The organism is Streptomyces sp. NPDC002499 (assembly GCF_053595415.1).
The window spans coordinates 354,026-377,723 of the sequence record NZ_JBSFXO010000011.1 but is presented as its reverse complement, the minus strand read 5'-3'; the positions used below and the strand labels follow the sequence as shown (position 1 = coordinate 377,723).

At 70.0% G+C, this 23,698-nt stretch carries 17 protein-coding genes; 9 read left to right on the top strand and 8 right to left on the bottom strand.

What is annotated here, in order from left to right; all coding sequences use genetic code 11:
- The first annotated feature begins 28 nt into the window (after positions 1-28).
- Entirely contained in the window at positions 29-946 is a 918-nt protein-coding gene (locus tag ACWD5F_RS31255; protein ID WP_451259440.1) for a quinone oxidoreductase family protein, read from the top strand.
- 80 nt (positions 947-1,026) lie between these two features.
- On the opposite strand, the gene ACWD5F_RS31250 is transcribed toward ACWD5F_RS31255, so the two are convergent.
- Positions 1,027-2,562 carry a DUF4331 domain-containing protein gene (locus tag ACWD5F_RS31250; protein ID WP_451259438.1) on the bottom strand — a complete coding sequence of 512 codons (1,536 nt, stop codon included), beginning with the start codon at positions 2,560-2,562 and terminating at the stop codon, positions 1,027-1,029.
- A gap of 304 nt (positions 2,563-2,866) precedes the next feature.
- On the opposite strand from ACWD5F_RS31250, the gene ACWD5F_RS31245 reads away from it, so the two are divergent.
- The 3 genes from ACWD5F_RS31245 (at position 2,867) to ACWD5F_RS31235 (ending at position 5,412) form a co-directional block, all read left to right on the top strand.
- Positions 2,867-3,139 carry a hypothetical protein gene (locus tag ACWD5F_RS31245; protein ID WP_401728601.1) on the top strand — a complete coding sequence of 91 codons (273 nt, stop codon included), beginning with the start codon at positions 2,867-2,869 and terminating at the stop codon, positions 3,137-3,139.
- Positions 3,136-4,005, top strand: coding sequence for a collagen-like protein (locus ACWD5F_RS31240; RefSeq protein ID WP_451259436.1), 870 nt, complete (start codon positions 3,136-3,138; stop codon positions 4,003-4,005). Before ACWD5F_RS31245 ends, ACWD5F_RS31240 begins: the two co-directional genes overlap by 4 nt.
- Before the next feature lie 192 nt (positions 4,006-4,197).
- Positions 4,198-5,412 carry a DUF4185 domain-containing protein gene (locus ACWD5F_RS31235; RefSeq protein WP_451259434.1) on the top strand — a complete coding sequence of 405 codons (1,215 nt, stop codon included), beginning with the start codon at positions 4,198-4,200 and terminating at the stop codon, positions 5,410-5,412.
- Here the strand turns inward: ACWD5F_RS31235 and ACWD5F_RS31230 are convergent.
- Positions 5,348-6,361 (bottom strand): bile acid:sodium symporter family protein, encoded by a 1,014-nt coding sequence (locus tag ACWD5F_RS31230; RefSeq protein ID WP_451259539.1) that lies wholly within the window; start codon positions 6,359-6,361, stop codon positions 5,348-5,350. The genes ACWD5F_RS31235 and ACWD5F_RS31230 overlap by 65 nt on opposite strands.
- A 202-nt stretch (positions 6,362-6,563) precedes the next feature.
- Here ACWD5F_RS31230 and ACWD5F_RS31225 point away from each other — a divergent pair, with 202 nt between their 5' ends.
- The gene (locus ACWD5F_RS31225; protein WP_401728596.1) at positions 6,564-7,427 is read left to right on the top strand and encodes a LysR substrate-binding domain-containing protein; all 864 of its coding nucleotides are present in this window, start codon (positions 6,564-6,566) and stop codon (positions 7,425-7,427) included.
- Positions 7,428-7,456: 29 nt separating this feature from the next.
- On the opposite strand, the gene ACWD5F_RS31220 is transcribed toward ACWD5F_RS31225, so the two are convergent.
- On the bottom strand, positions 7,457-8,437 hold the full coding sequence (locus ACWD5F_RS31220) for an Lrp/AsnC family transcriptional regulator (RefSeq protein WP_451259432.1): 981 nt from the start codon (positions 8,435-8,437) through the stop codon (positions 7,457-7,459).
- 112 nt (positions 8,438-8,549) lie between these two features.
- On the opposite strand from ACWD5F_RS31220, the gene ACWD5F_RS31215 reads away from it, so the two are divergent.
- Together ACWD5F_RS31215 and ACWD5F_RS31210 are read left to right on the top strand one after the other, a co-directional pair.
- Positions 8,550-10,025 carry an MFS transporter gene (locus ACWD5F_RS31215; RefSeq protein ID WP_451259430.1) on the top strand — a complete coding sequence of 492 codons (1,476 nt, stop codon included), beginning with the start codon at positions 8,550-8,552 and terminating at the stop codon, positions 10,023-10,025.
- Positions 10,026-10,254: 229 nt separating this feature from the next.
- Positions 10,255-12,081, top strand: coding sequence for an AMP-dependent synthetase/ligase (locus ACWD5F_RS31210; RefSeq protein ID WP_451259428.1), 1,827 nt, complete (start codon positions 10,255-10,257; stop codon positions 12,079-12,081).
- Positions 12,082-12,133: 52 nt separating this feature from the next.
- Here the strand turns inward: ACWD5F_RS31210 and ACWD5F_RS31205 are convergent, their stop codons facing one another.
- From ACWD5F_RS31205 to ACWD5F_RS31190, 4 genes are read right to left on the bottom strand one after another with little or no spacing between them, the layout of a single operon-like run.
- The gene (locus ACWD5F_RS31205) at positions 12,134-14,176 is read right to left on the bottom strand and encodes a PQQ-dependent sugar dehydrogenase (RefSeq protein WP_451259426.1); all 2,043 of its coding nucleotides are present in this window, start codon (positions 14,174-14,176) and stop codon (positions 12,134-12,136) included.
- Positions 14,173-18,678 (bottom strand): glycosyl hydrolase family 28 protein, encoded by a 4,506-nt coding sequence (locus ACWD5F_RS31200; RefSeq protein WP_451259424.1) that lies wholly within the window; start codon positions 18,676-18,678, stop codon positions 14,173-14,175. Before ACWD5F_RS31200 ends, ACWD5F_RS31205 begins: the two co-directional genes overlap by 4 nt.
- 11 nt (positions 18,679-18,689) lie before the next feature.
- A complete protein-coding gene (locus ACWD5F_RS31195; RefSeq protein WP_451259422.1) occupies positions 18,690-19,478 on the bottom strand; it encodes a Tat pathway signal sequence domain protein in 789 nt (262 codons plus the stop codon).
- A 4-nt stretch (positions 19,479-19,482) separates the two neighbouring features.
- The gene (locus tag ACWD5F_RS31190; protein WP_451259420.1) at positions 19,483-20,742 is read right to left on the bottom strand and encodes a glycoside hydrolase family 88/105 protein; all 1,260 of its coding nucleotides are present in this window, start codon (positions 20,740-20,742) and stop codon (positions 19,483-19,485) included.
- A gap of 315 nt (positions 20,743-21,057) precedes the next feature.
- On the opposite strand from ACWD5F_RS31190, the gene ACWD5F_RS31185 reads away from it, so the two are divergent.
- Positions 21,058-21,894, top strand: coding sequence for an aldo/keto reductase (locus tag ACWD5F_RS31185; RefSeq protein WP_451259418.1), 837 nt, complete (start codon positions 21,058-21,060; stop codon positions 21,892-21,894).
- Between the two features lie 232 nt (positions 21,895-22,126).
- On the top strand, positions 22,127-22,822 hold the full coding sequence (locus ACWD5F_RS31180) for a glycoside hydrolase family 75 protein (protein WP_451259417.1): 696 nt from the start codon (positions 22,127-22,129) through the stop codon (positions 22,820-22,822).
- A gap of 27 nt (positions 22,823-22,849) precedes the next feature.
- Here ACWD5F_RS31180 and ACWD5F_RS31175 read toward each other — a convergent pair whose 3' ends face one another.
- Positions 22,850-23,548 carry an SDR family oxidoreductase gene (locus ACWD5F_RS31175; protein ID WP_451259415.1) on the bottom strand — a complete coding sequence of 233 codons (699 nt, stop codon included), beginning with the start codon at positions 23,546-23,548 and terminating at the stop codon, positions 22,850-22,852.
- Positions 23,549-23,698: the final 150 nt, after the last annotated feature.

The window sequence follows — 23,698 nt, the reverse complement described above, 5'->3', positions numbered from 1 at the left end:
CTGTCGACCCGCGACACCCGGAGGTGCGATGCGCCGCGTCCGCTACGAGTCCACCGGCGGCCCCCTGTTCCTGGAGGACGCCCCCGCCCCCGAACCGGGCCCCGGCGAACTCCTCGTCCGCAGCGAGGCGATCGGCGTCACGCTCCCGGTCGTGCGTAAGGTCACCGAGGCCGCCGAACCGATCCCGCTGGGCGGCGAGATCGCGGGCGAGGTCGTGGCGGTGGGCGCCGGCGTCACCCGCTTCGGCGCCGGCGACCGGGTCACGGGCCTGTGCTTCGGGCACGGCTACGCCGACTTCGCACTCCTGCACGAGGCGATGACCTCCCCGATCCCCGAGACCGCCTCCGCCGTCGACGCGGTCGCCCTCGTCCGCAGCGGCCTGGTCGCTCTCGGCGCCCTCGCCGCCGCGCACCCCGAGCCGGGCGAGTCGGCCCTGGTCACGGCCGCGGCGAGCGGGGTCGGTCACCTCGCCGTACAGCTGGCCCGCGTTCGGGGCGCGACCCGGGTGGTGACCGCCGTGTCCGACCCGGGGAAGGCCCACTTCGTGCGCTCTCTCGGCGCGGACGAGGTGATCGCCTACGCCGACGAGAGCTGGGGCGAACCCGTCGACTACGCCCTCGACGCGGTGGGCGGCGAGCTGCTCACCCCGGCGATCGGCGCCCTGGCCCCCGGCGGGCGACTGGTGGCGTACAGCTCGGGCGGCGGCACGATCCAGGCGTACGACCTGCTCGTGGGCGCCAAGTCCGTGATCGGCTTCCAGATGGCGCGGATCGCGCGCGGGCGGCCGGAGTTGTACGAACGATGGCGGCGCGAGCTGTGGGCGCTGTTCGCGGCGGGGGCGCTACGGCCCGCCGTGCACGGGGAGTTCGCGTTGGAGGACGCGGCGAAGGCGCATGCGGTGATCGAGTCGCGGGGGAATCTGGGAAAGGTCGTGCTGCGCACCTAGTACGGAAGAGGGCGGCCCGGCGCGGCAGCGGGCGGGGGCCGGTCTCGCCGGCCCCCGCCCTTCCTCGCTCTCCCTGACGGTCAGTTCGTCTGCTGCATGCGCCGGCGCCACCACGCCAGGCCCAGGCCGATCAGCAGGATGCCCGCGGCGCCCGCGCCCGCCGATGCGGCGATCAGGCCGCTGTTGGGCGTGCCGTCCGTGGAGCCGGCCGGCTCCAGGCTGTCGCCCAGCTGGTTGCGGACGTCATTGCCACCGGTCGCGCCCTTGGCGAGCGGACCTCGCGAACCCGAGACGGGCTGGGCCAGGTAGGGGAAGGAGTCACCGAACTTCTGGTCGTCGGCGTCGACCGCGTCCCCCAAGTCGTTCTTGGCGCCGACCAGTTCGCCCTCGACGACCTGGAGCGAGATGTCCACGACGTCGTCGGTGAGCCGACGCCCGTTCGGGAAGCCCGCGTTGTCGCCGTCGAGCACACCGAGCCGCTTCGGGTTCGCGGTCGGCTTGATCGAGGTGTTCAGGCGCAGCATCTCCGCCGGCCGCACATTCGGCGGCTGGTTGAGGCCCTTGACGCCCTTGAGGAAGACGTCGACGAGATCGTTGCGCGGTTCCGCGGGCGCCTTGATCTTGTAGATGGCCTCCAGGAGCTTCGGCAGCTCCGGATTGGTCACGTTCTTCAGGAACTGGCCGTCGTTCCACGGCGAGTCCGCGTTGAACTTGTCCTTGTCCTTCAGCGGATTGACGACTTCGTTGACCAGCGGGTTGCCCAGCCGCGAGACCTGCTCGTAGGAGCCCTGGGCGTTCTTGCGCTGGGTGGTCGACCAGATGCCCACGACCGGCTGCTGCTTCGACTGGGTGATCATGTCGGTGGGCAGTTGCAGGGCGACCGAGTTGACGTTGTAGCCCTTGAGGGTGTTGTTGCCGACCTCGGAGAGGTTCCCGCCGTACAGCAGGTCGAAGACACGCAGGTCCAGGAAGAACGGGTCGTCCGCCTGGCCGGCGAACGTCTGGCCCCCACCGGCGAGTTGGCGGACGGCCTGCCCGCGCAGCGTGCCGTAGTCCGGCATGGACGCCTTGCCGACGTTCGACGGAGCCACCGGTATGTCGTCGGCGAGCTTCTTCTTCGACACGACCTGCTGGTTGTGCAGCTTGAGCAACTCGATGTCGTAGGTCTGCGTGACGTTCAGGTCCGGGTCGTCCAGGCTGGTGACCGGGCCCGTGTTGTACAGGAACGTCTTCTTGTTCTTCGTGTGGGTCTTGAAGGTGTAGCGCAGCAGCAGTTCGCCCTGCGCGTCACCGTTGTTGTCGATGTGGATGTCGTACTGGGCGTCGTCCGCGAACGTGTAGAAGTTCGGGCCGCCCGAGGGGTCCTCGAACGGGATCCAGTTCGCGATGATCGTCGTCGTCTTCGGGCTGTCCGGACTCACGAACGCGTACACGTCCGTGTTGTCGTACCGGGGGTTTCCTGCGATCAGCGGGGCCTCCCGGTGACTGGAGGCGGAGGCCGCCCCCGGTTCCAGCGTGGCCACACCGGCGGCTGCGAGTCCCCCGGCGGCCAGCGCACCCGCTATGAGGGTGGCGAGGCTCCTGCGCCCCGCACCGCTCCTTGAGTTAGGTGTCATTCCGTCCGTCCTCCATGCCAACTTCCCTGACGCTGGAGGATTCGGAACGGCCGCCCGTGCGGATTGGTGACTATCGACCGATCTGACGGATCTTTCAGTTGATCAACCGGGTTGCGGTGAACCGTGTTCTCTCACGCCTCCACAGCGGAAATCTGCATCTATGCGTCACCTCAGACACCCCTTCACCACCCGTCCGGCGTAGTCCGTACCCCCGGCACACCCGTCCGGCACATGGCTCGTTACCTCTGTTGAGTTCAACGGGCCGCGTCGTGTGCGACCCGTCGTACGAGTAGGAGGCAGTCACTTGGATGCCGGCACCACCCTGCTCGGCTCGCTGCTGGCGGCCACGGGCGTGCTGGGGGCGGCCGTGGTGGCGTATCTGGGCAAGCGCGGCGAGAACGCCCTCAGCGGCTACTCCAGCCTGACCGAGAAGCTGCAGTCCGAGCGGGACCGTCTCGAACGGCAGGTCGCCGAACGGGACACGCGCATCACCGAGTTGGCCACCCTGCACGCCGCCGACCAGTCCGAGATCGCGCGGCTCAGGATCGACATCGACCGGCTCGGAGGTGCGCGGTGAGGTCCCGTTTCGAGCGGCTGCTCGCGTCGCGCTGGCGCAGCGTGTTCCTCGTCTGTGTGCTGATCGCCCTCTCCGGCGTCGCCGTGATCCTGTGGGCCCGCATCGACGCCGGGGACCGCCGCGCCGACCAGATGCAGACCGAGGCCGACCGTCGGGGCCGGGCCGTGTCGACGCTGGCGCGGGACGTGCGCGCGCTGCGGGCCCAGGTGCGGGCCCACGGCGGTACCCCGGCGGCCCCCGACCCTTCCGACGCGGTCGACGACCTCTTCGACCGGATCCGGGTACCGGCCGCGGTGCCCGGCGAGCGGGGCGAGAAGGGCGAAAAGGGGGACCGGGGCGCGGGCGGGACGCCCGGCGCCGCCGGTGACCAGGGGCCGAGCGGCGCACCCGGACCCTCCGGGCCGACGGGGCCGGAGGGTCCGGAGGGCTCGCCGGGTCCGACCGGTCCGACCGGCGACCCGGGCCCCGCGGGAACCGACGGCGCCACCGGTCCGGCCGGTCCCGCGGGCGGCGGAGGCGGTCAAGGAGCCCCGGGCGCCCAGGGACCCAAAGGAGAACAGGGCGAGCCCGGGCCGCGCGGTCGGCCGGGCCCCGACTGTCCCGACGGCTACTCCCTCCAGACCCCCGCGAACGACCCCGACGCCCTGGTCTGCCGCAGGGCCGGCACCGTCGCACCGGCACCGAGTCCAGGGCCCGCGGCGCTGCTTCCGGTCCTGCCGGTCCTGCGTCGGCGGATGCGGCGCACGAGACGCGGTCGCCGAAGGGGCGACGGAGAAGGGCGGGCCGGCAGAGAGGGGCGGGCCGGCCGCGCCTCGGGGCGTCCTCGGAGACGCCGGTCCTCGCGAACACCGGCGCGGCACCGGTGACTTGACGGGCTCGGCACCGGTGCCCTGAGCGGCCGCCGCGGGCAACCGTCGTGCCGCGGACGGACGTTGCTCCACCGACCACTCGGACGGACGCCGCTCCATCGGCCTCGCTCCACCGACCCCGCGCCACGGACCCCGAGAGCGGCCATCGCCCCATGGACCACGCGAGCGACAGCCACTAACGTCCCCTGGGTGCCCGACGACGTACGAGCACGACAGCGAGTGGGGGCCGGGCTCGGTGTGCTGCTGGCGCTGGTTCTCGGAGCCGTGCTGCTCAGCGCCCTGCCCGGCGGTGACGGGCCGGAGGGCGGGGCCGGGTGCGCGGCGCGGGCGATCCGGTCCTGGTCGGCCGACGCGGGACTGACCGGGGAGTTCGCCCGGTACGGCGATGACGCGAGCCGCAGTGACGACTGGACCGGGGGCGACGGCACGCACTCGGTGCGGCTGCCGGACGGGCGGCTGCTGTGGCTGTTCTCGGACACGTATCTGGGCCAGGTGCACGGGCCGCCCAACCCGGTCGGCGAGTCGTACGCGTGGCGGGACACGAGCGCCCCGCTGGTGCGCAACTCGGCCGTCGTGATGGACGGCGAGGGCCGGCTGGAACGCACGCTGCCCGCTCCGCTCTTCGCCGATCCCGCCCCGAATCAGTGGCGTTGGCCGGTGGCCGCCCGGGTCGAGCCGCGCTCCCCCGGTTCCGCGGAGTCGGTCGTCCGGGTGCTGCTGTGGGTGCGGACGGCCGGGCAGTCGCCGTGGATCTACGGGGTTCCCACCGCCTCCGAGGTCGCCACGCTCTCGCTGCCCGACCTGCGCGTCGAGTCGGTCGTGGAGGTGCTGGACCAGTCGCTGGTGCCCGACCCCTCCCAACGGGTGCTGTTCGGCACGACGTTGGTCGAGGAGGACGGCTGGACGTACGTGTTCGGCGGCGACGACGGACAGGCCGCGTCCCGGCCGGCCTCCTCGGCGTACGTCGCCCGGGTGCCGGAGGGACGGCTCGGCGAGCCGGGCGCCTGGAAGTACTGGAACGGCTCGGGATGGGGCGGCGCGCCGCGGCCGGTGCGCGGGGCGAAGGTCGGCAGCGCGTTCTCGGTGGTGCGGACGGAGGGGACGTACGTGCTGTTCACGATGGCCGCGGGTGCCGCGGGGCTGACCACCGTGACGTCCTACTGGGCCTGTTCCCCCACCGGGCCCTGGCACGGCCCGACGAAGGACTTCAGCCCGGCGCTGCCGCACGGCGGAGTGGCCGCGTACAACCCGCAGGCGCATCCCGAACTGAGCGGCGACGGGCGGCTGGTGCTGAGCTACGACGTCAACTGGCTGGAGACGGTGGGGGCTTCGGCGAGCATCAACGCGAACGTGGCCCTGTACCGACCGCGGTTCGTGACGCTGCGGCTGACGGAGCCGGGGTGACCTCCTCCTGCGGGTCGTGCGAGCGGCGCTTGGCGATCACCGCGCAGACCATCAACTGCATCTGGTGGAAGAGCATCAGCGGCAGCACCGCCAGGGAGGCGTGCGCGCCGAACAGGACGCTGGCCATGGGCAGTCCGGAGGCCAGGGACTTCTTGGAGCCGGCGAACTGGATGGCGATCCGGTCCTCGCGGTTGAAGCGCAGCGCCTTGCCGCCGTACCAGGTCAGGGTGAGCATCACGGCGAGCAGCACGGCCTCGACGACGAGGAGGCCGCCGAGCCGGATCGCGCTCACCTGGTGCCAGATGCCCTGGACCATGCCCTCGCTGAACGCGGTGTAGACGACCAGCAGGATCGAGCCGCGGTCGACCAGGCCGAGGACCTTCTTGTGCCGGGCGACGAAGTCGCCGATCCAGCGGCGCAGCACCTGTCCGGCGAGGAACGGCACGAGCAGTTGCAGCACGATCTCGACGAGCGAGTCGGCCGAGAACCCGCCGGCGCTGCTGCCGAGCAGGGCGGCCGCCAGCAGCGGGGTGACGACGATGCCGACGAGGGAGGAGAAGGAGCCCGCGCAGATCGCGGCGGGCACGTTGCCGCGGGCCATCGACGTGAAGGCGATGGACGACTGGATGGTCGACGGGACCAGGGTGAGGAAGAGCAGGCCCTGGTAGAGGGGGTGGGTCAGCAGGACCGGGACGAGTCCGCGGGCGGCCAGGCCGAGCAGCGGGAAGACGAGGAACGTACAGGCCAGGACCGTGACATGGAGCCGCCAGTGGCGCAGTCCGTCCATCGCCTCGCGGGTGGACAGGCGGGCGCCGTAGAGGAAGAAGAGGAAGGCGATCGCCGCCGTGGAGGCGCCGGAGGCCACGTCCGCCCCGGTCCCGCGTGCCGGCAACAGGGCGGCGAGACCCACCGTCCCGAGCAACACCAGGATGTACGGGTCGATCGGCATCCAACTCGGCCATTGCAGGCGTTTCACGGTGCTCCACTTGCTCGTTGCGTGCGCATTGCCGTCGGCGGTACGGGGACGTTCCAGGGTCGTTCCAGGGACGAGGAGTCCCCCGCCCATCGTCCTCCTCCGGACCTTGATCGGGAATCCGTCATACCGCTCTGACTGTCATCATGTTTCGCGATAACGAGTTACTCTGTTCCCTGTGTACGACCCCTCTCACCTGCGCACCTTCCTGGCGGTCGCCCAGACCCTGAGCTTCACGCAGGCCGCCCGGCGGCTCGGGCTGCGCCAGTCCACCGTCAGCCAGCACGTGCGGCGCCTGGAGGAGGTGACCGGGCGGCAGTTGTTCACCCGTGACACGCACTCCGTGGAGCTGACGGAGGACGGCGAAGCGATGCTCGGGTTCGCGCGCCGGATCCTGGAGGTGCACGAGCAGGCGACGTCGTTCTTCACGGGTACCCGGCTGCGCGGCCGATTGCGCTTCGGCGCCTCCGAGGACTTCGTGCTGACCCGGCTGCCGGAGATCCTGGAGGGCTTCCGGCACGACCACCCCGAGGTCGACCTGGAGCTGACGGTCGAACTGTCGGGCACGCTGCACGAGCAACTGGCCGCCGGGAAACTGGACCTGGTCCTCGCCAAGCGGCGCCCGGAGGATCCGCGGGGCGAACTGGTCTGGCACGACGAGCTGGTGTGGATCGGCGCGGAGCGACTGCGCCTGGACCCGGACCGCCCGGTGCCGCTGATCGTCTACCCGCCGCCCGGCATCACCCGCGCCCTGGCCCTGGAGTCCCTGGAACGCCAGGGCCGGTCCTGGCGCATCGCCTGCACCAGCGGCAGCCTCAACGGCCTCATCGCCGCCGCCCGCGCCGGCCTCGGCGTGATGGCCCACTCCCGCGGCCTGGTCCCGCCGGGCCTGGTCCGCGTACCCGACCGCTTCGCCCTGCCCGAACTCGGCCGCGTCGACTTCGTCCTGGTCCACGGCCACCGCCGTACGTCCGCGTCGGGCCCGGCGGAGGCCCTGGCGCAGTCGATCCTGGGCGGCGGGGACCGGCTGCACCGGCGTTGACTCCCGGGCGGCCGTCGGATCGCATGCCCTCAGCGCGGGGACTGCGCGTACGTCAACTGTTTGATCCGGCGCAGATACGGCGTCGCCTCCACGTGCTGGAGCCCCGGCAGCCGGCCGAGCGGGCCGCTGATGTAGGCGTAGAGGTCCGCCGTGGTCCGCACGACCACCGAGGCGATCAGATTGCTGGGGCCGGCCGTGGCGGCCGCGTGGGCGATGGGGTCGTGGGTGGCGAGGGCCTCGCCGACGGAGTGGAGGGCGGCCGGGGTGGTGGTCAGCCACAGGACGGCGGAGACCGGGTAGCCGAGGGCCTCGGGGCGGATCTCGACGTCGATGTAGATCGCGCCGGAGGCGAGCAGGGTGGCCAGGCGGCGTTTGACGGCGGACTCGGAGCGGCCGGTGGCGCGCTGGAGTTCGGGGTAGGTGGCGCGGCCGTCGCGCTCCAGGACGGCGAGCAGCGGCTCGTCCTCCGGGTCGATGCGGGCCGGTCCGGGGGCGGGCAGTCGCTCGGGGCGCAGGGCCGCCCGCTCCTCCCCGGTGAGCGCCTCGAAATTGCGCAGCCAGCCCACCGGGCCGCCGTGGAAGCGGTGCAGCAGCTGGTGGGCGCGGATCTCCATCAATCGCGGGGTGCGCGGCAGCTTGCCCAGGAGCAGGTCGTCCCGGTCGCCGACGCTGCGCGGCCGGGTGCCGCAGATGATCTCGGTGCCGCCGGAGGCGATCGCGATCCAGCTGGTGTCGGGCCGTTTGGCGAGCGCGTCCGCGATGGTCAGGGCACTGTCGGGGACGCAGCGCAGGCGCAGCGTCCAATCGTCCTGCCCCAGCGCCACCCCGTCCCGGACGGCCACGATCCGCAGCCCGACCTCGGCACGGAGCCGGCGGTAGCGGCGGGCGACGGTCTGGTCGGAGACACCGAGCACCGCGCCGATCCGGCTGAAGGACGCCCGGGCGTCGGCCTCCAGGGCGCTGAGCACCCGCAGATCGAGCTCGTCAAGGGTGTGGGATTCCATCTGCATGCCGGTCGCTCCCGTCGGATTCCGTCGCCCGGCCACCGGTTACCGCTCCGATCGACCGCGCACTCCTCATCGTACGAACCGATACGCATCCGTCGAACAGGGAGTTGAGGACATGCGCACATGGGGGCCGCTCACGGCGGTGTGCCTGGGCACGTTCATGTTGTTGCTGGACGTCACGATCGCGGTGGTCGCGCTGCCGGACATGGCGCGGTCGCTGCACGCGTCATTGAGCGATCTGCAGTGGGTGATGGACGGGTACGCGCTGGCGCTGGCCGCGCTGCTGCTCGGGGTGGGGGCCGCGGCCGACATCCTGGGCCGGCGGCGGGTCCATGTCGTGGGCGTGGTGGTGTTCGCGGCGGCTTCGCTGCTGTGCGGGCTCGCGACCGGGCCGGGGATGCTGGTCGCCGCGCGCGGGGTGCAGGGGCTGGGGGCCGCGGCGATGTTCGCGACCACGCTGCCGCTGCTCGGCTCGATCTACCAGGGGCGGCAGCGCTCGGTGGCGCTCGGCGTGTGGGGCGCGGTCAGCGGGGCCGCGGCCGCGGTGGGACCGGTGCTCGGCGGACTGCTGACCGCGGGGCCCGGCTGGCGGTGGATCTTCTACGTCAATCTGCCGGTGAGCGTGATCGCGGTGTGGCTGACCCTGCGGGTGGTGCCGGAGTCGCACGGCTCGCGCGAGCGGAAGGTCGACTGGGCGGGCACGGTGACGTTCGCCGCCTTCGCCGCCGCGCTGACGTACGGGGCCGTGCGCGCCGGACAGCAGGGCTGGAGCGAGACGGGTACCCTCGCCGTCCTCGGGGCGGCCGTCGTGGCGCTGGCCGGCTTCCTCGCCGTCGAACTGCGCGGCGCCGACCCGCTGTTGGATCCGCGGCTGTTCCTGAAGCCGGCGTTCTCGGGCGTCATGGTGGGCGCGCTCGCCTTCAACGCGGCGGCGTTCAGTCTCCTGGCGTACGACTCGATCTGGCTGCAGACGCTGCTCGGGATGAGTCCGGTGCGCGGCGGGCTCGTCTTCCTGTGGCTGTCGCTGGCGTCGTTCGTGGTGGCGGCGGCCGGCGGGCGGCTGCTGCACGGGGTGCCGGCCCGGTTCACCGTCGGGGGCGGGCTGCTCGTGATCGGTGCGGGGCAGTTCTGCATGGCGTTCCTGGGCGCGGGCTCGACGGCGTCCGCACTGGTGCCCGGGCTGGTGCTCGTGGGTATCGGTACGGGTCTGGTGGCGCCCGGGATCGCGGGCGCGGCGCTGGCCGCCGTACCGCAGGAGCGGGCGGGCATGGCGGGCGGCGCGGTCAACACCTTCCGGCAGCTGGGGTACGCGCTCGGCATCGCCGGGTACGGCACCGTGTTGACCTCCCGTATGCAGGACACGCTGCCGCACGACGCGGCCCACGCGCTGGCGGGCGGCGCGGCCGGGGCGCTGCGCGGTGCCTTCTCCGAGCACGTGCTGCGCACGGCGTTCGCCTCGGGGCTGAACACGGCGGCGGTGCTCGCGGGAGTGACGGCGACGGTGGCGGGCGTACTGGTCCTGACCTTGGTCAAAGCCCCTCGCCCGGTCGCGCGCGAGGCGGTCGGGACCCGCGTGGAGCAGCCCCTGTGACCCGGCTGGGAGCGCCGTAGCCGGGTCGTACAGATTCGGTGGAGATTACGGTGCCGAAACTTACTCAACCGTCAGCTTTGTGTCCGACCCTTCCGCATGTGGGCGCATTTTCCGGCGGTGACCTGCCGGTACCTGAACACTGCTCGGCTTCCGACCCCCTCCCGCCCTGTCGCCGGGTGGGGTAGCTTTCACGGCGCTGCGGAGCGTCACCAGAGGCGGGGAGCGGGGTTTGCGCGAGTTCACCAATCCTCCGTTGGCGTCGGCACCGCCGGTGGGCGGTCTGGCCGATGTCGTCTTCGAACGTGCCCAGGAAGACCCGCTGCACATCGCCCTCGGTCGCAAGGACGAAGCAGGTCAGTGGCGTGACGTGACCTCCGCCGAGTTCCGGGACGAGGTCCTGGCCCTCGCCAAGGGGCTGCTCGCCCAGGGCATCCGGTTCGGCGACCGCGTCGCGATCATGTCCCGTACCCGCTACGAATGGACCCTGTTCGACTACGCACTGTGGACGATCGGTGCCCAAGTGGTGCCCATCTATCCGACGTCCTCCGCCGAGCAGTGTTTCTGGATGCTCTACGACGCCGAGTGCACGGCCGCGATCGTGGAGCACGAGGACCACGCGATGACCATCGCCACCGTCATCGGCCGGCTGCCGCAGCTGCACCAGCTGTGGCAGCTGGACTCGGGCGCGGTGCAGGAGCTGTACGACGCGGGTGCCGCCATCGACGACGAGGTGGTGCACCGGCACAGACAGGCGGTCACCCCGGACTCGACCGCGACGATCATCTACACCTCGGGCACGACCGGCCGCCCCAAGGGCTGTGTGATCACGCACGGCAGCTTCATGTGGGAGGCGGACACCGTCATCGAGGGCTGGGAGCCGGTGTTCCACTCGAAGCGGGGCGACGAGGCGGCGACCCTGCTGTTCCTGCCGCTCGCGCATGTCTTCGGGCGGATGGTGGAGGTCGCGGCGATCCGCGGCGGGGTCCGCTTCGGGCACCAGCCGCAGCTGAACGCCGCCGCGCTGCTGCCGGATCTGCAGGCGTTCAAGCCCACCTTCATCCTCGCGGTGCCCTACATCTTCGAGAAGGTCTTCAACGCCTCCCGCCGCAAGGCCGAGAAGGAGGGCAAGGCCGGTCCGTTCGAGAAGGCCGTCGAGGTCGCGGTGAAGTACGCGGACGCGCTGGAGGCGAAGGCCTGGGGCATCGGACCCGGCCCGTCGGCCGGACTGCGCATGCAGCACCAGCTCTTCGACAAACTCGTCTACTCCAAGGTTCGAGCGGCCATGGGCGGCCGCATCCGCAATGCCATGTCCGGCGGGTCGGCCATGGACCGACGGCTCGGACTCTTCTTCGCGGGCGCCGGGGTGCAGATCTACGAGGGGTACGGGCTCACCGAGACGACGGCCGCCGCGACCGCCAACCCGCCCGACCGCACCCGCTACGGCACGGTCGGCCAGCCCATCCCGGGTGTCACCGTGCACATCGCGGACGACAGCGAGATCTGGCTGCACGGCCCGAACGTCTTCCAGGCCTACCTCAACAACCAGAAGGCCACCGACGAGACCCTGCACGACGGTTGGCTCGCCACCGGCGACCTGGGCGCGCTCGACGAGGACGGCTACCTCACCATCACCGGCCGCAAGAAGGAGATCCTGGTGACCTCCGGCGGCAAGAGCGTCTCGCCGGGGCTGCTGGAGGAGCGCGTCCGCGACCATCCCCTGGTCAACCAGTGCATCGTCGTCGGCAACGACCGCCCGTACATCGCGGCCCTGGTCACCCTCGACCAGGAGGCCGTCGAGCACTGGCTGACGATGCGCGGCAAACCGCAGATGGCCCCCGCCGAGCTGGTGCGCGACAACGACCTGGAGACGGAGGTGCGGCGCGCGGTGGTGGCCGCCAACACCCTTGTCTCGCAGGCCGAGTCGATCCGTACCTTCCGCATACTGGCGCAGCCGTTCACCGAGGAACACGGCCTGCTGACACCGTCGTTGAAGCTGAAGCGCAAGGCCATCGAGAACGCCTACGCCAACGAGGTCGACGCGCTCTACCAGGCCTGACGCTCCGCCGGCTGACGGGCCGTCGATCAACGGCCCGTCAGCCGGCGCTCGCTCAGCTGATGTTCACGCGGAAGATCTTGTCCGCGCCGTCCGCCGCACCTCCGTTGTTGTCGCAGTTGGTGGTCGACAGCCACAACTGGTCGGCGCCCGGCACCTTGGTGACCGTGCGCAGCCGCCCGTAGGTCCCCACGTAGTACGCGGTCGGCGTGCCGACGCTCTCGTTGTCGCCGTTGATCGGGATGCGCCACAGCCGCTCGCCGCGCAGGGACGCCATGTAGACGACGTTGCGGACGATGGCGATGCCGCTCGGGGAGGCCTCGTTGACGTTCCAGGTGGCCTTGGGGTTGGTCATGCCCGCGACGCTGCACGTCCCTTCGCAGGTGGGCCAGCCGTAGTTGGCGCCGGGCTTGATCAGGTTCAGCTCGTCCTTGGAGCTGTTGCCGAACTCCGCCTCCCACAGCCGACCGCTGCGGTCGAAGGCGAGGCCCTGCGGGTTGCGGTGGCCCAGGCTGTAGACGTAGGTGCCGAACGGGTTGCCCGGGGCCGCCTTGCCGTCCGTCGTCATGCGCAGGATCTTGCCGTTGAGGGAGTTCTTGTCCTGCGCGAGATCGGGTGTCTGGGCCTCGCCGGTGGAGACGTAGAGGTAGCCGTCGGGGCCGAAGGCGAGGCGGCCGCCGTTGTGGTAGCGGTTCTTCTTGATGCCCTGGAGAAGGATCTTGTAGCCGGTCAGGTTCGTGCCGTCGTAGGTCATGCGGACGACCCGGTTGCCCTCGGACGCGGTGTGCATGAAGTAGACGTAGTGGTTGGTCTCCCACTTGGGGTCGACGGCGACGCCGAGCAGTCCGCCCTCGCCGTTCGTGGTCACCGCCTCGGGCACGGTCCCGACCTGTGTCCGGGCGCCGTCCTTGGTGACCTTCCAGACCCGGAAGTCGTCCCGCTCGGTGACCAGCGCGGTCGTCCCGTCGGGCATCCAGTAGGTGCCCCACGGGATGGTCCAGCCGGTGGAGAGGGACGCGACCGAGGAGGGCACCCCGCCGTCCGTCGCGCAGGCCTTCGTGGTGAAGGTGACGGTGTTGCTCGCCGCGGAGACGTTGCCGGCCGCGTCCCGGGCGACGACGTTCAGGCTGTACGGGCTGTTGCAGGCGAGCCCGGTCAGCGTGGTCGTCGTACCGCCGGTGACGGTCTTGTAGACGGTGGTGTCACTGCGGACGTCGTACGCGACGACCGCGCGGTCGTCCGTCGAGGCGCCCCAGCCGAGCGCGGCGCTGTTCGCCGTGATGTCGGTCGCGGACAGCGTGCCCGGCTTCGTCGGCGGGGTGGTGTCGGAGCTGGGCGCGGTGGTGCAGTCGACGACCGGACTGGCCGCAGACGTGTTCCCGGCCGCGTCGCGGGCGATGACCGTCAGGTTGTAGGTGGTGTTCGGCGTGAGTCCGGTCAGCGCCTTCGACGTCGAACTCCCGGGCGCCTCCCCGATCTTGTTGCCGTGCTCGTAGAGGTCGTACGCCGTCACGGCCACGTTGTCGGTGGCCGCGCCCCACGCCAGGGTGAGCCCGTCCTCGCCGACGTCCGAGCAACTGGGCTGCCCGGGACGGGTCGGGGCCTGGGTGTCGGCCGTGGCGGCGAGGCTGACGCGGTCGAGGTTGGGGCCGCCGTTGTCCGTGGTGGCGGTGGCGCGGATCTTGTTGGCGCCCGCGGTCAGCGGGACGTTGAGGGTCTTGGTGGCCCAGGTGTTCCAGTCGGCGGTGGCCGGGAAGGAGACGGCGGACTGGACGACCGTACTGTTGACGGAGATGTCCATCGGCCGGTCGACGGCGGTGCCGTTGGCGAAGCGGAGGGTGAGCGCGGAGCTGCCGGCGGCGGTCGCGCTCACCGTGAACTCCACATAGGAGCCTTTGATGTTGGTGTAGTCGACGAAGCCGGTGCCCGTGTAGCCGGTGTGGTTGGTGGCGACCGTGCCCTGGGAGATGGCCGCGTCCTCGGCCTGGTAGTCGGTGGCCGCGTTCGCGGTGCCCTGGCTCAGGCCGACGAGGGGCACGGCGAGGGCGAAGGAGAGGGCCAGCGGGACGGCCCGGGCGAGAACTCTGTCGCGTTTCATGATTGTCCCCTCAGTACCCTCAGCTCGCTGTTGACCGGGCTCACACGGATCAGCCGTGTTTCGCCCGGCCGCAGCGTCGCGCTGTATGAATCGGCGATCACGCCCTTGTGGGAGCCGGACCAGAGGTCGGTGACATCACCGGAGCCGGTGAATCCCACCTGCGACCAGTTCACGGAGACCGTCGAGTTGCCGGACGTCCCGGTGTTGAACAGCGCGACCACGTAGGCACCGCTGTTCTCCCGTTTGCTGAAGACCTGCTTGACACCACTGTTCACAACCCGTTTCGCGGCCACCCCGTCCTGGTCGACCCCGATCAGCCGGTCGTTGGTCAGCATCGCCTTGTCGACGGCGTCCAGCTTCGTGAGGTCGGTGCCGAGCAGCAGCGGCGAGGCCGCCATCGCCCAGAGCGTGAAGTGCGAGCGGCGCTGGTCGGCGGTGAGGCCCACCTGGTCGCCGTTCCCGAGCTCCAGCGAGTCGAGGTCGTTCCAGCCGCCCGGACCGGCGTACGGCTGCCAGGAGGCGGCCGAGTTGAAGCGGGCGGACACGTGGGACCAGTCGGTCAGCGGATAGCCGCTGCCGTTGGAACCCGGCCCGCAGTAGCACTCGACGTCGCCCTGGGTGCGCCAACTGTTCGCGAGCTGCCGCCAGGTGGCCCCGTCGGCGATCGGAAGGTTGTTGGACAGCGCGAAGTTGATGGGCCGTCCGCTCGCCCGCAGCGCCTTGTCCCAGGCCTGGACGTCCGGGATGTCGGCGCTGCCGACACCGTCGATCTTCAGGTAGTCGACTCCCCAGGAGGCGAACTGCTTCGCCCACGAGTTCACGAACTCCTGCGCGCCCGGCTTCCCGTAGTCGATGTAGTACATGTTCTTGCAGTTGTAGTTCTTCTCCGTCCTCGACGTGTCCGCGATGTCCTTCGCGTGGTACGAGGTCCCCTCGATCGGTGTGTTGGCGGTGACCGCGTTCTTGGCGATGCCCGGGGTGACGTAGAAGCCGAACTTCAGCCCCTTGCCGTGGATGTAGTCGGCCAACGCCTTGATGCCGGAAGGGAATTTGGTGGTGTCGACGGTCCAGCGGCCGTAGGAGTCCACGGTGAATCCGTTGGAGTCGCACTTCTGCCAGAAGTCGTCGAGGTTGACGTACACGAAGCCGTGGTCCTTGAGACCGCTCGCCACGATCGCGTCCGCCTGCGCCTTGATCTTCGCCTCGGTCGGCGTACGGCGGACGAAGCTCCAGCTGCTCCAGCCCATCGCGGGGCGCAGGGACTGGCCGTTGTCCGACATCGGCCCGAAGGCCGCCGGGGTGGCGTACGCCGTGCCGATCCAGGCCTCATCGATCCGTAGTCGCTTGTAGCGGGCGGTGTCGGTGGACTCGGCCCAGGTGGTGTCGACCTCCAGGCGCACGTACCGGGCGTTCGCGGCGGTGAGGTCGATGCCCTGGATGCCCCGGCGGCTGGGGAGTTGGCCGGTCTTGACCGCACTCCCCCAGGTGGTCCCGTCGTCGCTCAGGAACACCTTGTAGTCCTTGATGCGGGCGGACTGTTCGGTGGCGGAGCGGGCGTAGGCGACGGAGTCCTCGCGCTGGTTGAGCCCGAGGTACTGCACCTTCCTGGCCGCGCCGAGGTCGAAGGTGAGGTTGACGGGCAGGGTCTTGCCGTTGTCCCAGTAGGTGAGGTAGCTGCCGTCCCCGGCGGCCGTCGCCGCATGCCCGCTCGCCGAGGCGCTCGCGCTCACCTTGACCCCGCCGAGGATGCCCTGCCGGCCGGCGGTCGTGACCTTGAAGACGGTGTCGTACGGGTCCCAGGAGCCGAGGCCGGTCAGGGTGAGCACACCGCCGGACTGCGACCACGAAACGGTCGCTCCCGTACGGAGGTTGGTGACGGAGGCGATGCGGTAGCCGTTGTCACGGATGCGCAGGGTACTGGTGGACGGCGGGGTCAGGACGTGGACGTACTCCAGGTCCGGGTCCGTCCTGCTGACCGTCGTCACGCCGTGCGCGCCGTCGTTCCAGAAGCCGGGCTTGAGGCCGCCGTACATGTACCCGCCGCCCTCGGTGCCGTGCAACGACTCCCAGATCGGGTCGAGATAGGAGTCCGCGAAGGTGTTGAAGGCGGCCTGGTTGGCCGGGAACTTGCCGTTGACCTGGGCGGTCTCGGCCATCAACGCCTTCACGGACGAGCCCGCGTTGGTGACCAGACGGCCGAGGGTGAGCTTCTTGTCGACGGCCGGATCGGAGCCGTCGTACCACCAGGCGCCGGACGAGGGCAGCTTGAAGTCGGCCTCGGTCAGGCGGGGTTGGGCGGTGTAGACGGCCTGCGGGTAGTCGTAGGCCGGGGTCATCCCCGTCTTCTGCTCATTGCTGATCATGTCCATGATCGGCGTGTCTTCGTTGTTGTTGCTGATCGTGTAGTTCGGGCGCTTGTCGTAGATCTGCCGGTAGAGGTCGTGGCTCTCCCAGTACGCGTTGTCGTTGTCGATCCAGAAGCCGCCGAGGTCGGGGTAGCGGTTCATGACCTCGAAGAAGTTGTCGTAGCTGAACCGCCCGAAGCCGTCACGGGTGGTCAGGTCGACGTTCTCGCCCTTGTAGGCGGAGTAGGCGGCCGAGTCGAGCCATTCGTGGCCGCCCTCGTCGTGCCACTGGGGGTCGTCGGTCATGTAGAGGACGACCTTCATGCCCTTGGCCTTGGCGGCGGTGATGAGTTCGCCGAGGAAGTCCCGCTTGGTGGCGCAGGAGCCCGGGATCTTCGAGGGCCAGGGGCGGGCGTAGCCGAGGCGGCTGTGGAAGGTGGCGAGGACGAGGTACTGGGTGTGCAGCTTCCGTGCCTCGTTCACCCAGTAGTCGGGCGTCCAGCCGCCGCCCGTGACATCGCTCTCCCACCCCGTGCAGCTGGTGTGGGCTGGGGCGGTGCGCAGGCCCCAATGCAGGAACAGGCCGCCGACGGAGGAGCGGAGGAAGTCCTGGCGGGGGTTCTCGAGGTCGAGCGGGCGGGCGTTCGCAGGCGCGCAGTTCTCGGTGGAGCCGGTGCTGGACACGCGCGGCGAGCCGGCGCCGCTCACGCAGTAGCCGTTCACGTCCTGGAAGCCGAGGTCGTAGGGCGAGTCGGTGCCGCGCTGCGCGGTGAAGCCGGTGAAGCGGAGGTCGCTCGCCGCGTTGGCGATGACGGCGGGACGGCCGTCGTTCGCCGCGAACTTCACGGAGCTGTCGGTGAATCGGATGTCGTCGGCGTTGTGCAGGTACCAGCCGTAGGCCGGCCGGGTGCCGATGGCCTTGGGGTTGTAGTCGTTCGGGTCGTTGCCCGGCACGCCGGTGGACATGGTGCCGTTGCCGCCGGGGACGGTGATGTTGACGTTGTTGAACGTCACGCCGTGGATCCGGTGGCCGGTCTCGCCCCATAGAGTCGGGCTGAACGACGGGGAGTTGCCGGTGGCCGTGATGTTGTCGTAGGTGATGTCGCTGATGGAGCCGATGCCGGGGCTGTTCCCGCACCGTTTCCGGGTGCCGATCTTCTGCATGATCGGTGAGTGGACGCCGGTCATGGTGATGTCGCGGTAGTGGACGTCGGAGATCTTCGCACCGTCCATCGAGACCATGCCGAGGCCGGACTTGTCGGCGCCCTCGATGCGGATCTTCTCGAACTGGTAGTCCGAGAAGTCGCCGCAGGTCTCGGACCCGAACATCAGGGCGTTGCAGCACCTGGCCGAGAGATACGAATCGCTCACCCGGACATGGCCGTTGGGGAGCTTGGCGCCGAGGGCGTAGTCGCTCTTGAAGACCAGGGCGTCGTCGTTGGCCTTGATGTTGGCGTTCGTCACCGTGACGTCCGTCGTGGAGATGATGTTCCAGCCGTCGCGGTCGCTCGCGGTGTCGATGGTCAGCCGGTCCGAGGTGACGTCCTTGCAGCCGTTGATGAGGGCGGCGAAGTGGCCGCCCCGGCGCAGGGTGAGTCCGTCGCCGATCCGCAGCCCGTCGCACCGGGTCAGCGAGATGATCTTGTCGGCCTCGCCGGACTTGGGGTTGCCGGTGATCAGGTTGCCCATGCCGTCGATGACGCCTTCGCCGACGAAGCCGATGTCGGTCAGCCGGTCGCCGTAGATCATCGCGTTGTGGAAGTGGCTGTGTCCATAGTCCTGGTAGTCGTCGTACGGGTTGGCCTCGGCCTTGTCGTAGGTGTCGGCACTGGAGCCCTGGATCGTGGCGCCCCGGTCGACCTGGAGCGTCACATGGCTCTTCATGTGGATGGTGTTCTTGGACTTGTAGGCGCCGGCCGGGAAGCGGACCGTGCCGCCGCCGGCCGCCGAACTCGCCGCGTCGATGGCCTTGTTGATGGCCGGGGTGTCGTTGGCCGAGCCGTCGCCCTTGGCGCCGTAGTCGCGTACGTCGTAGGTGGCGGCGGGCTGTCGGAGGGTCGCGAGAGCGGTCGTGGGGTGAGTGAGACCGAGGACGACGGCGAGGACCAGCAGGACGATCGTCGCCGCGCCACGGGAGCGGGGGGTGGGGGGTCGCATATGACGGCTCCTCAGACGAGTTGGTAGCCGCGGAGGTTGGTGAGCAGCAGGTAGGTGTCCTGCAACGAGCCGGAGGTGTCGCCGAGGGAGCGGTAGATGCCCCACTTGGGGCGGACCCGGTCGGCGAGGAAGGTGTCGACGCCGGTCCTCGACGCGTCGATCACGGTCGTGGAGCCGGACGTGAGGATCCAACGGACCGAGCCCGCCGTGCCGTTGCCGACCTTGATCTGGAAGTCGACGTCGGTCCACCTGTCGTGCAGCGGGGCGAGGTCGGTGCGGCCGACGAGGATGTCGTCGATGGCGAGCTTGAGTTCGATGGTCTGCACGCCGTTCACCCGGCGCAGGGACTGCACCACGATCGGCGAGGTGCCGCTGCCGGGCTGCTTCATCTGCATGATGTGAGTGAAGGTGGTGGTCGCCTTCAGCGAGCTCGGGATGTACATCGAGTACGTGAGCCGCCAGGTCTGGCCCGCGGTCCACTTGAGGTAGTTCGAGCCGCTGCCGTTGCGCAGCCCGGTGACCTCCTGACGCTGCCGGTCGGTCGACGTGTCGCGGTCGACGGTGTGCATGTCGAAGCGCCAGTTGGCGCCCGTCGCGCGGATGTGGGGCTGTCCGGCCGGGTGCGAGTCGGCGCGGTCGTCCTCGATCGTCTCGAAGGCGCCGAGGCCGACGGCGCTCGCCGAGGGGGCCCATTTCTGCTGCCAGGAGGCGGCCGAGGCCGGCGGTGCGGGCAGTCCGACGACAGCGCCGGCCGCACCGCCGACCGCGGCCCCGAGAAGAGCCCTTCTGGACGTGCTCATGACACTAATCACCCCGCAGTTGTTCGTTCATGATCAGGAAGGCACCGAGGCCGTGGAAGTCGTTGGTGGCCCGGGTGCGGGCGATGTAGTACGCGTAGTCGCCGACGTTCGTGCCGATGGTGATGTCGGCCAGGTTCGTGCGGCCGTCCGCGCCGACCGACAGCCGCGCCAGCACGCCCTCGTAGCCGCGCCGGGCGACGGTGGCGAAGTGCGGTTCCAGATAGCCCTGTTGGGCGCCGCGCGAGAGGGCGTAGGTGAACATGCTGGAGCAGGAGGTCTCGGTCCAGTTGTCGGCCCGGTCGCCCTTGTCCATGACCTGGAACCAGCGTCCGCTCGCCGGGTCCTGGTATTTCTCCAGGCCGGCCGCCAACCGTTGGAGGATGCCGAGGAGTTGAGGCCTGCGCGGCTGGTTCGCGGGGATCGCGTCGAGGACGTTGACGATCGCCATGGAGTACCAGCCGACCGCCCGGCACCAGTGCTCGGGGGCGAGACCGGTCTGCGGATCTGCCCAACCCACGGTCCTCGACTCGTCGTAGGCGTGCTTGAGCAGGCCGTTCGCGACCTGGAGGTGGCCGCCGTAGACGGCGAGTTGCTTGGCGGCCTCGTCGTCGGTGTACGCGCGGTCGCCGAACTCCTTGCCGTACTCGACGAGGAAGGGGTTCACCATGTAGACGCCGTCCGCCCACAGTTGGTGCGCCCGGCTGCTGGTGTCGGCGTGCCAGAAACCGCCGTCGCTCGTGCGCGGATAGGTGGCCAGGCGGTCGCGGATCTTCTTGGCCGCCTTGCGGTAGCGGTCCTGGCCGGTCTCGTGGTGCAGGATCACCAGCAGCCGTCCGGCCTGCATGCTGTCCAGGCTGTTGAACGACTGGTCGATGGAGCCGTCGCTCTTCACGAAGCGGTCGACGTAGCTCTTGATGTAGGTCAGGTAGCGCGCGTCGTGGGTGCGCTTGTAGGTGAGGTACTGGCCGTAGAGGTAGAGGCCGACCGGATAGGACCAGCCGCCGATGGTGCTCGGCGTGTAGCGGGCGATCGTCGAGTCGACGACCGCCGTGGACCAGTCGGCGGCGACGGAGGGTGTGGCCGAGGGCGCGGAAGCGGCCACGGCCGACACCGGTACGGCCGCCGGCAGCGCGGTCAGGGTGGCGGTGGTGAGCGCGACCGCCGTGAGCGCCGCCCGTAGACGCCTGCGCCGGCGGGCGCTTTCATCCGATGTTCTCCTGATCGACGGCTCCGTTCGGGAGGCCGCGAACACTTTCTCGTTCATGTGCGCATACCTGCTCTCCAGGGGAGTGGGGGGTCTGGGAGCGTGCAAAACCCAAGCACAGGCAGCGTTCACATGCATGCACCGGGTTCATCGATACGTCCGACAGCGCGATCCAGAGTCCCGGCATGGCGATGCACGGTCAATGGTTCGGACCCAGGAGATCGGATGCTTTCCGGCCAATCTCGGGCTCGGAAACTGAATCGCCGGTCAGTTCGAGATGATTCTGCGCGGATTCTGCGGTCAGGAATGCATCACGGCCCGTAATCGTTGACCATGGGAGTGCCACCTGACCGCAACCGTAAGGATCGAGAGCTCGTGAGCAGCAAGGTCCCCCCGATCATCCTCAACAACGGCGTCGAGATGCCCCAGCTGGGCTTCGGCGTCTGGCAGGTGCCGGACGACGAGGCGGAGCGGGCGGTCGCCACCGCGCTCGAGGCCGGGTACCGCAGCATCGACACAGCGGCGATCTACGGCAACGAAGAGGGCACCGGCAGGGCGATCGCCGCCTCCGGCGTCCCCCGTGCGGACGTGTTCGTCACCACCAAGCTCTGGAACGCCGACCACGGGTACGACGCCACGCTGCGCGCCTTCGACACATCGCTGGAGAAGCTCGGCCTGGACTACCTCGACCTGTACCTGATCCACTGGCCGACCCCGGCCAAGGACAACTACGTCGACACGTACAAGGCGTTCGAGAAGCTCCTCGCCGACGGCCGGGTCCGCGCGATCGGTGTCTCCAATTTCGAGCCGGAGCACCTCAAGCGGCTCATCGCGGAGACGTCGGTCATCCCGGCGGTCGACCAGATCGAACTGCACCCGCAGCTCCAGCAACGCGCGGCGCGTGAGTACCACGCGGAGCAGGGCATCGCGACCGAGGCCTGGTCGCCGCTCGGCTCGGGCAAGGGCCTCCTGGAAGTCCCGGCGATCATCGCCATCGCCCAGAAGCACAACCGCACCCCGGCCCAGGTCGTGCTGCGCTGGCACCTCCAGCTCGGCAACGTCGTGATCCCGAAGTCCGTGACGCCGTCCCGGATCAAGGAGAACATCGAGGTCTTCGACTTCAGCCTGGACACCGAGGACCTGGCGGCGATCAGCGCACTGAACGAGGACCGTCGCCTGGGCCCGGACCCGACGACGTTCAACGCCGGCTGACCGCACCCGACCCCTCAAGGGCCGCCCGTCCACCCAGGACGGGCGGCCCTTTCGCGCGCCCCCACCCGCGCGACAGTCGCGCCCTCACCCGTAGATCAGTCACGCCCTCACCCGTACGGCAGACCAGGTCTGTACCAAAAGACGCGCGAAGGGGTTGACGCGAACACGCCCATGGGGCCACCTTGTACGGCACCCGGTAAGGAAACTTTCCTAACAGAAGGGTCCCCCACCAGTGCGCATACGAACACTGACCCTCGCCGCGGCCTCCGGTGCCGCACTTCTCGCGGCCGGTGTGCTCCCGGCCCAGGCGAACGGTTCCGCAGGTCCGGCGTCCACCCAGGAAGGCTCGGTCAGCGCGGCCTCCCTGCTGGCCAAGGTGACGTCGTGTCAGCAGATATCCAACGGCAAGTACCGCACGGACGAGGAGACTTCGGCCACGGTACCGGTGTGCGGCAAGAACGGCGCCGTGTTCTGGAAGGCCGACATGGACGTCGACTGCGACGGCCAGCGCACCGCGAAGTGCAGTGAGTCCACCGACCCCTGGTACCAGGACGACACGGCGTTCCACCAGTCCAACGGCCAGCCCCTGCGGGCCGATTCGCTGCCGTACGTCGTGGTGCCCAGCACCAGCAGCATCTGGAACTACTCCAGTGCCGGCATCAAGGGCGGCGGCGTGGTCGCCGTGATCTACAACAACAAGGTCGAGTACGCCGTCGTGGGCGACACCGGTCCCACGCAGATCATCGGCGAGGCCTCCTACGCCACCGCCCAGGCGCTCGGGATCGACCCCAACCCCGAGACCGGCGGCACCGACTCCGGCGTCACCTACATCCTGTTCAAGAACTCCAAGGTGTCCCCCATCGAGAGCCACAGCGCGGCGGTCACGCTGGGGGACAGCCTGGCCAAGCAGTTCCTGGCGAACAACTAGCAGCCGCCGACCCGGAAGGACCGTAGGTCAGTTGGGCTGTCCGAGCGGCCGTACGACGACGGTGTTGATGTCGACACCGTCGGGCTGCCGGACGGCCCACACGACCGTCTCCGCGATCTGGTCGGCGGTCAGCAGCTGCCCCGGCGGCAGTCCGTTCCCGTCCCAGAACGGCGTCTCCACGCGGCCCGGGGCGATCAGCGTCACGCCGACGCCCCAGTCGGTGACCTGACGCCGGGTGTTCTCGGCGAGACCGGTCACCGCCCACTTCGTCGCCCCGTAGATGTTGCCCGGGCCGTTCACGAAGCCGGCGACACTGCCCACCAGCACGATCCGGCCCCGGGTCTCCTTGAGGGCGTCGATCGACGCCCGGATCAGGAGGGCGGGGCCGAGCACGTTGGTCAGCACCATGTCGGTCCAGCCGGCCGGGTCCCCCTCCGCCACCGTGTCGTGGGAGGCGAAGCCGGCGTTGGCGACGACCGTGTCCAGCCGCCCGAACTCCTTGATCGTGGTGGCGACGGCCGTCTGGACGTCGTCGTAGTCGGACGCGTTGCCGACGAGCGTCAACAGGCCGTCCGGGTCGCCGAGTTCGGCGGCGAAGCCGCGCAGCCGGGCCTCCCCGCGGCCGGTGACGGCCACCCTGTGTCCCGCGTCGAGCAGTCGGCGCGCGACGGCGGCGCCGATGCCGCTGCCGCCGCCGGTGATGAGTGCGACCGGTGAGTCGGTCATGTGCGTACCCCCTGTGTCTCAGTGACGGGGGGAGTAGATCAGTTGGAGCGCGCTCGATGTCAAGGACGGCAGCCGTCCCTGCATCGGGCCGCGTACCGGTCCGACACCGGGCGGGGCACCGGTCCGACACCGGGCGCCACAGGCGTCCGG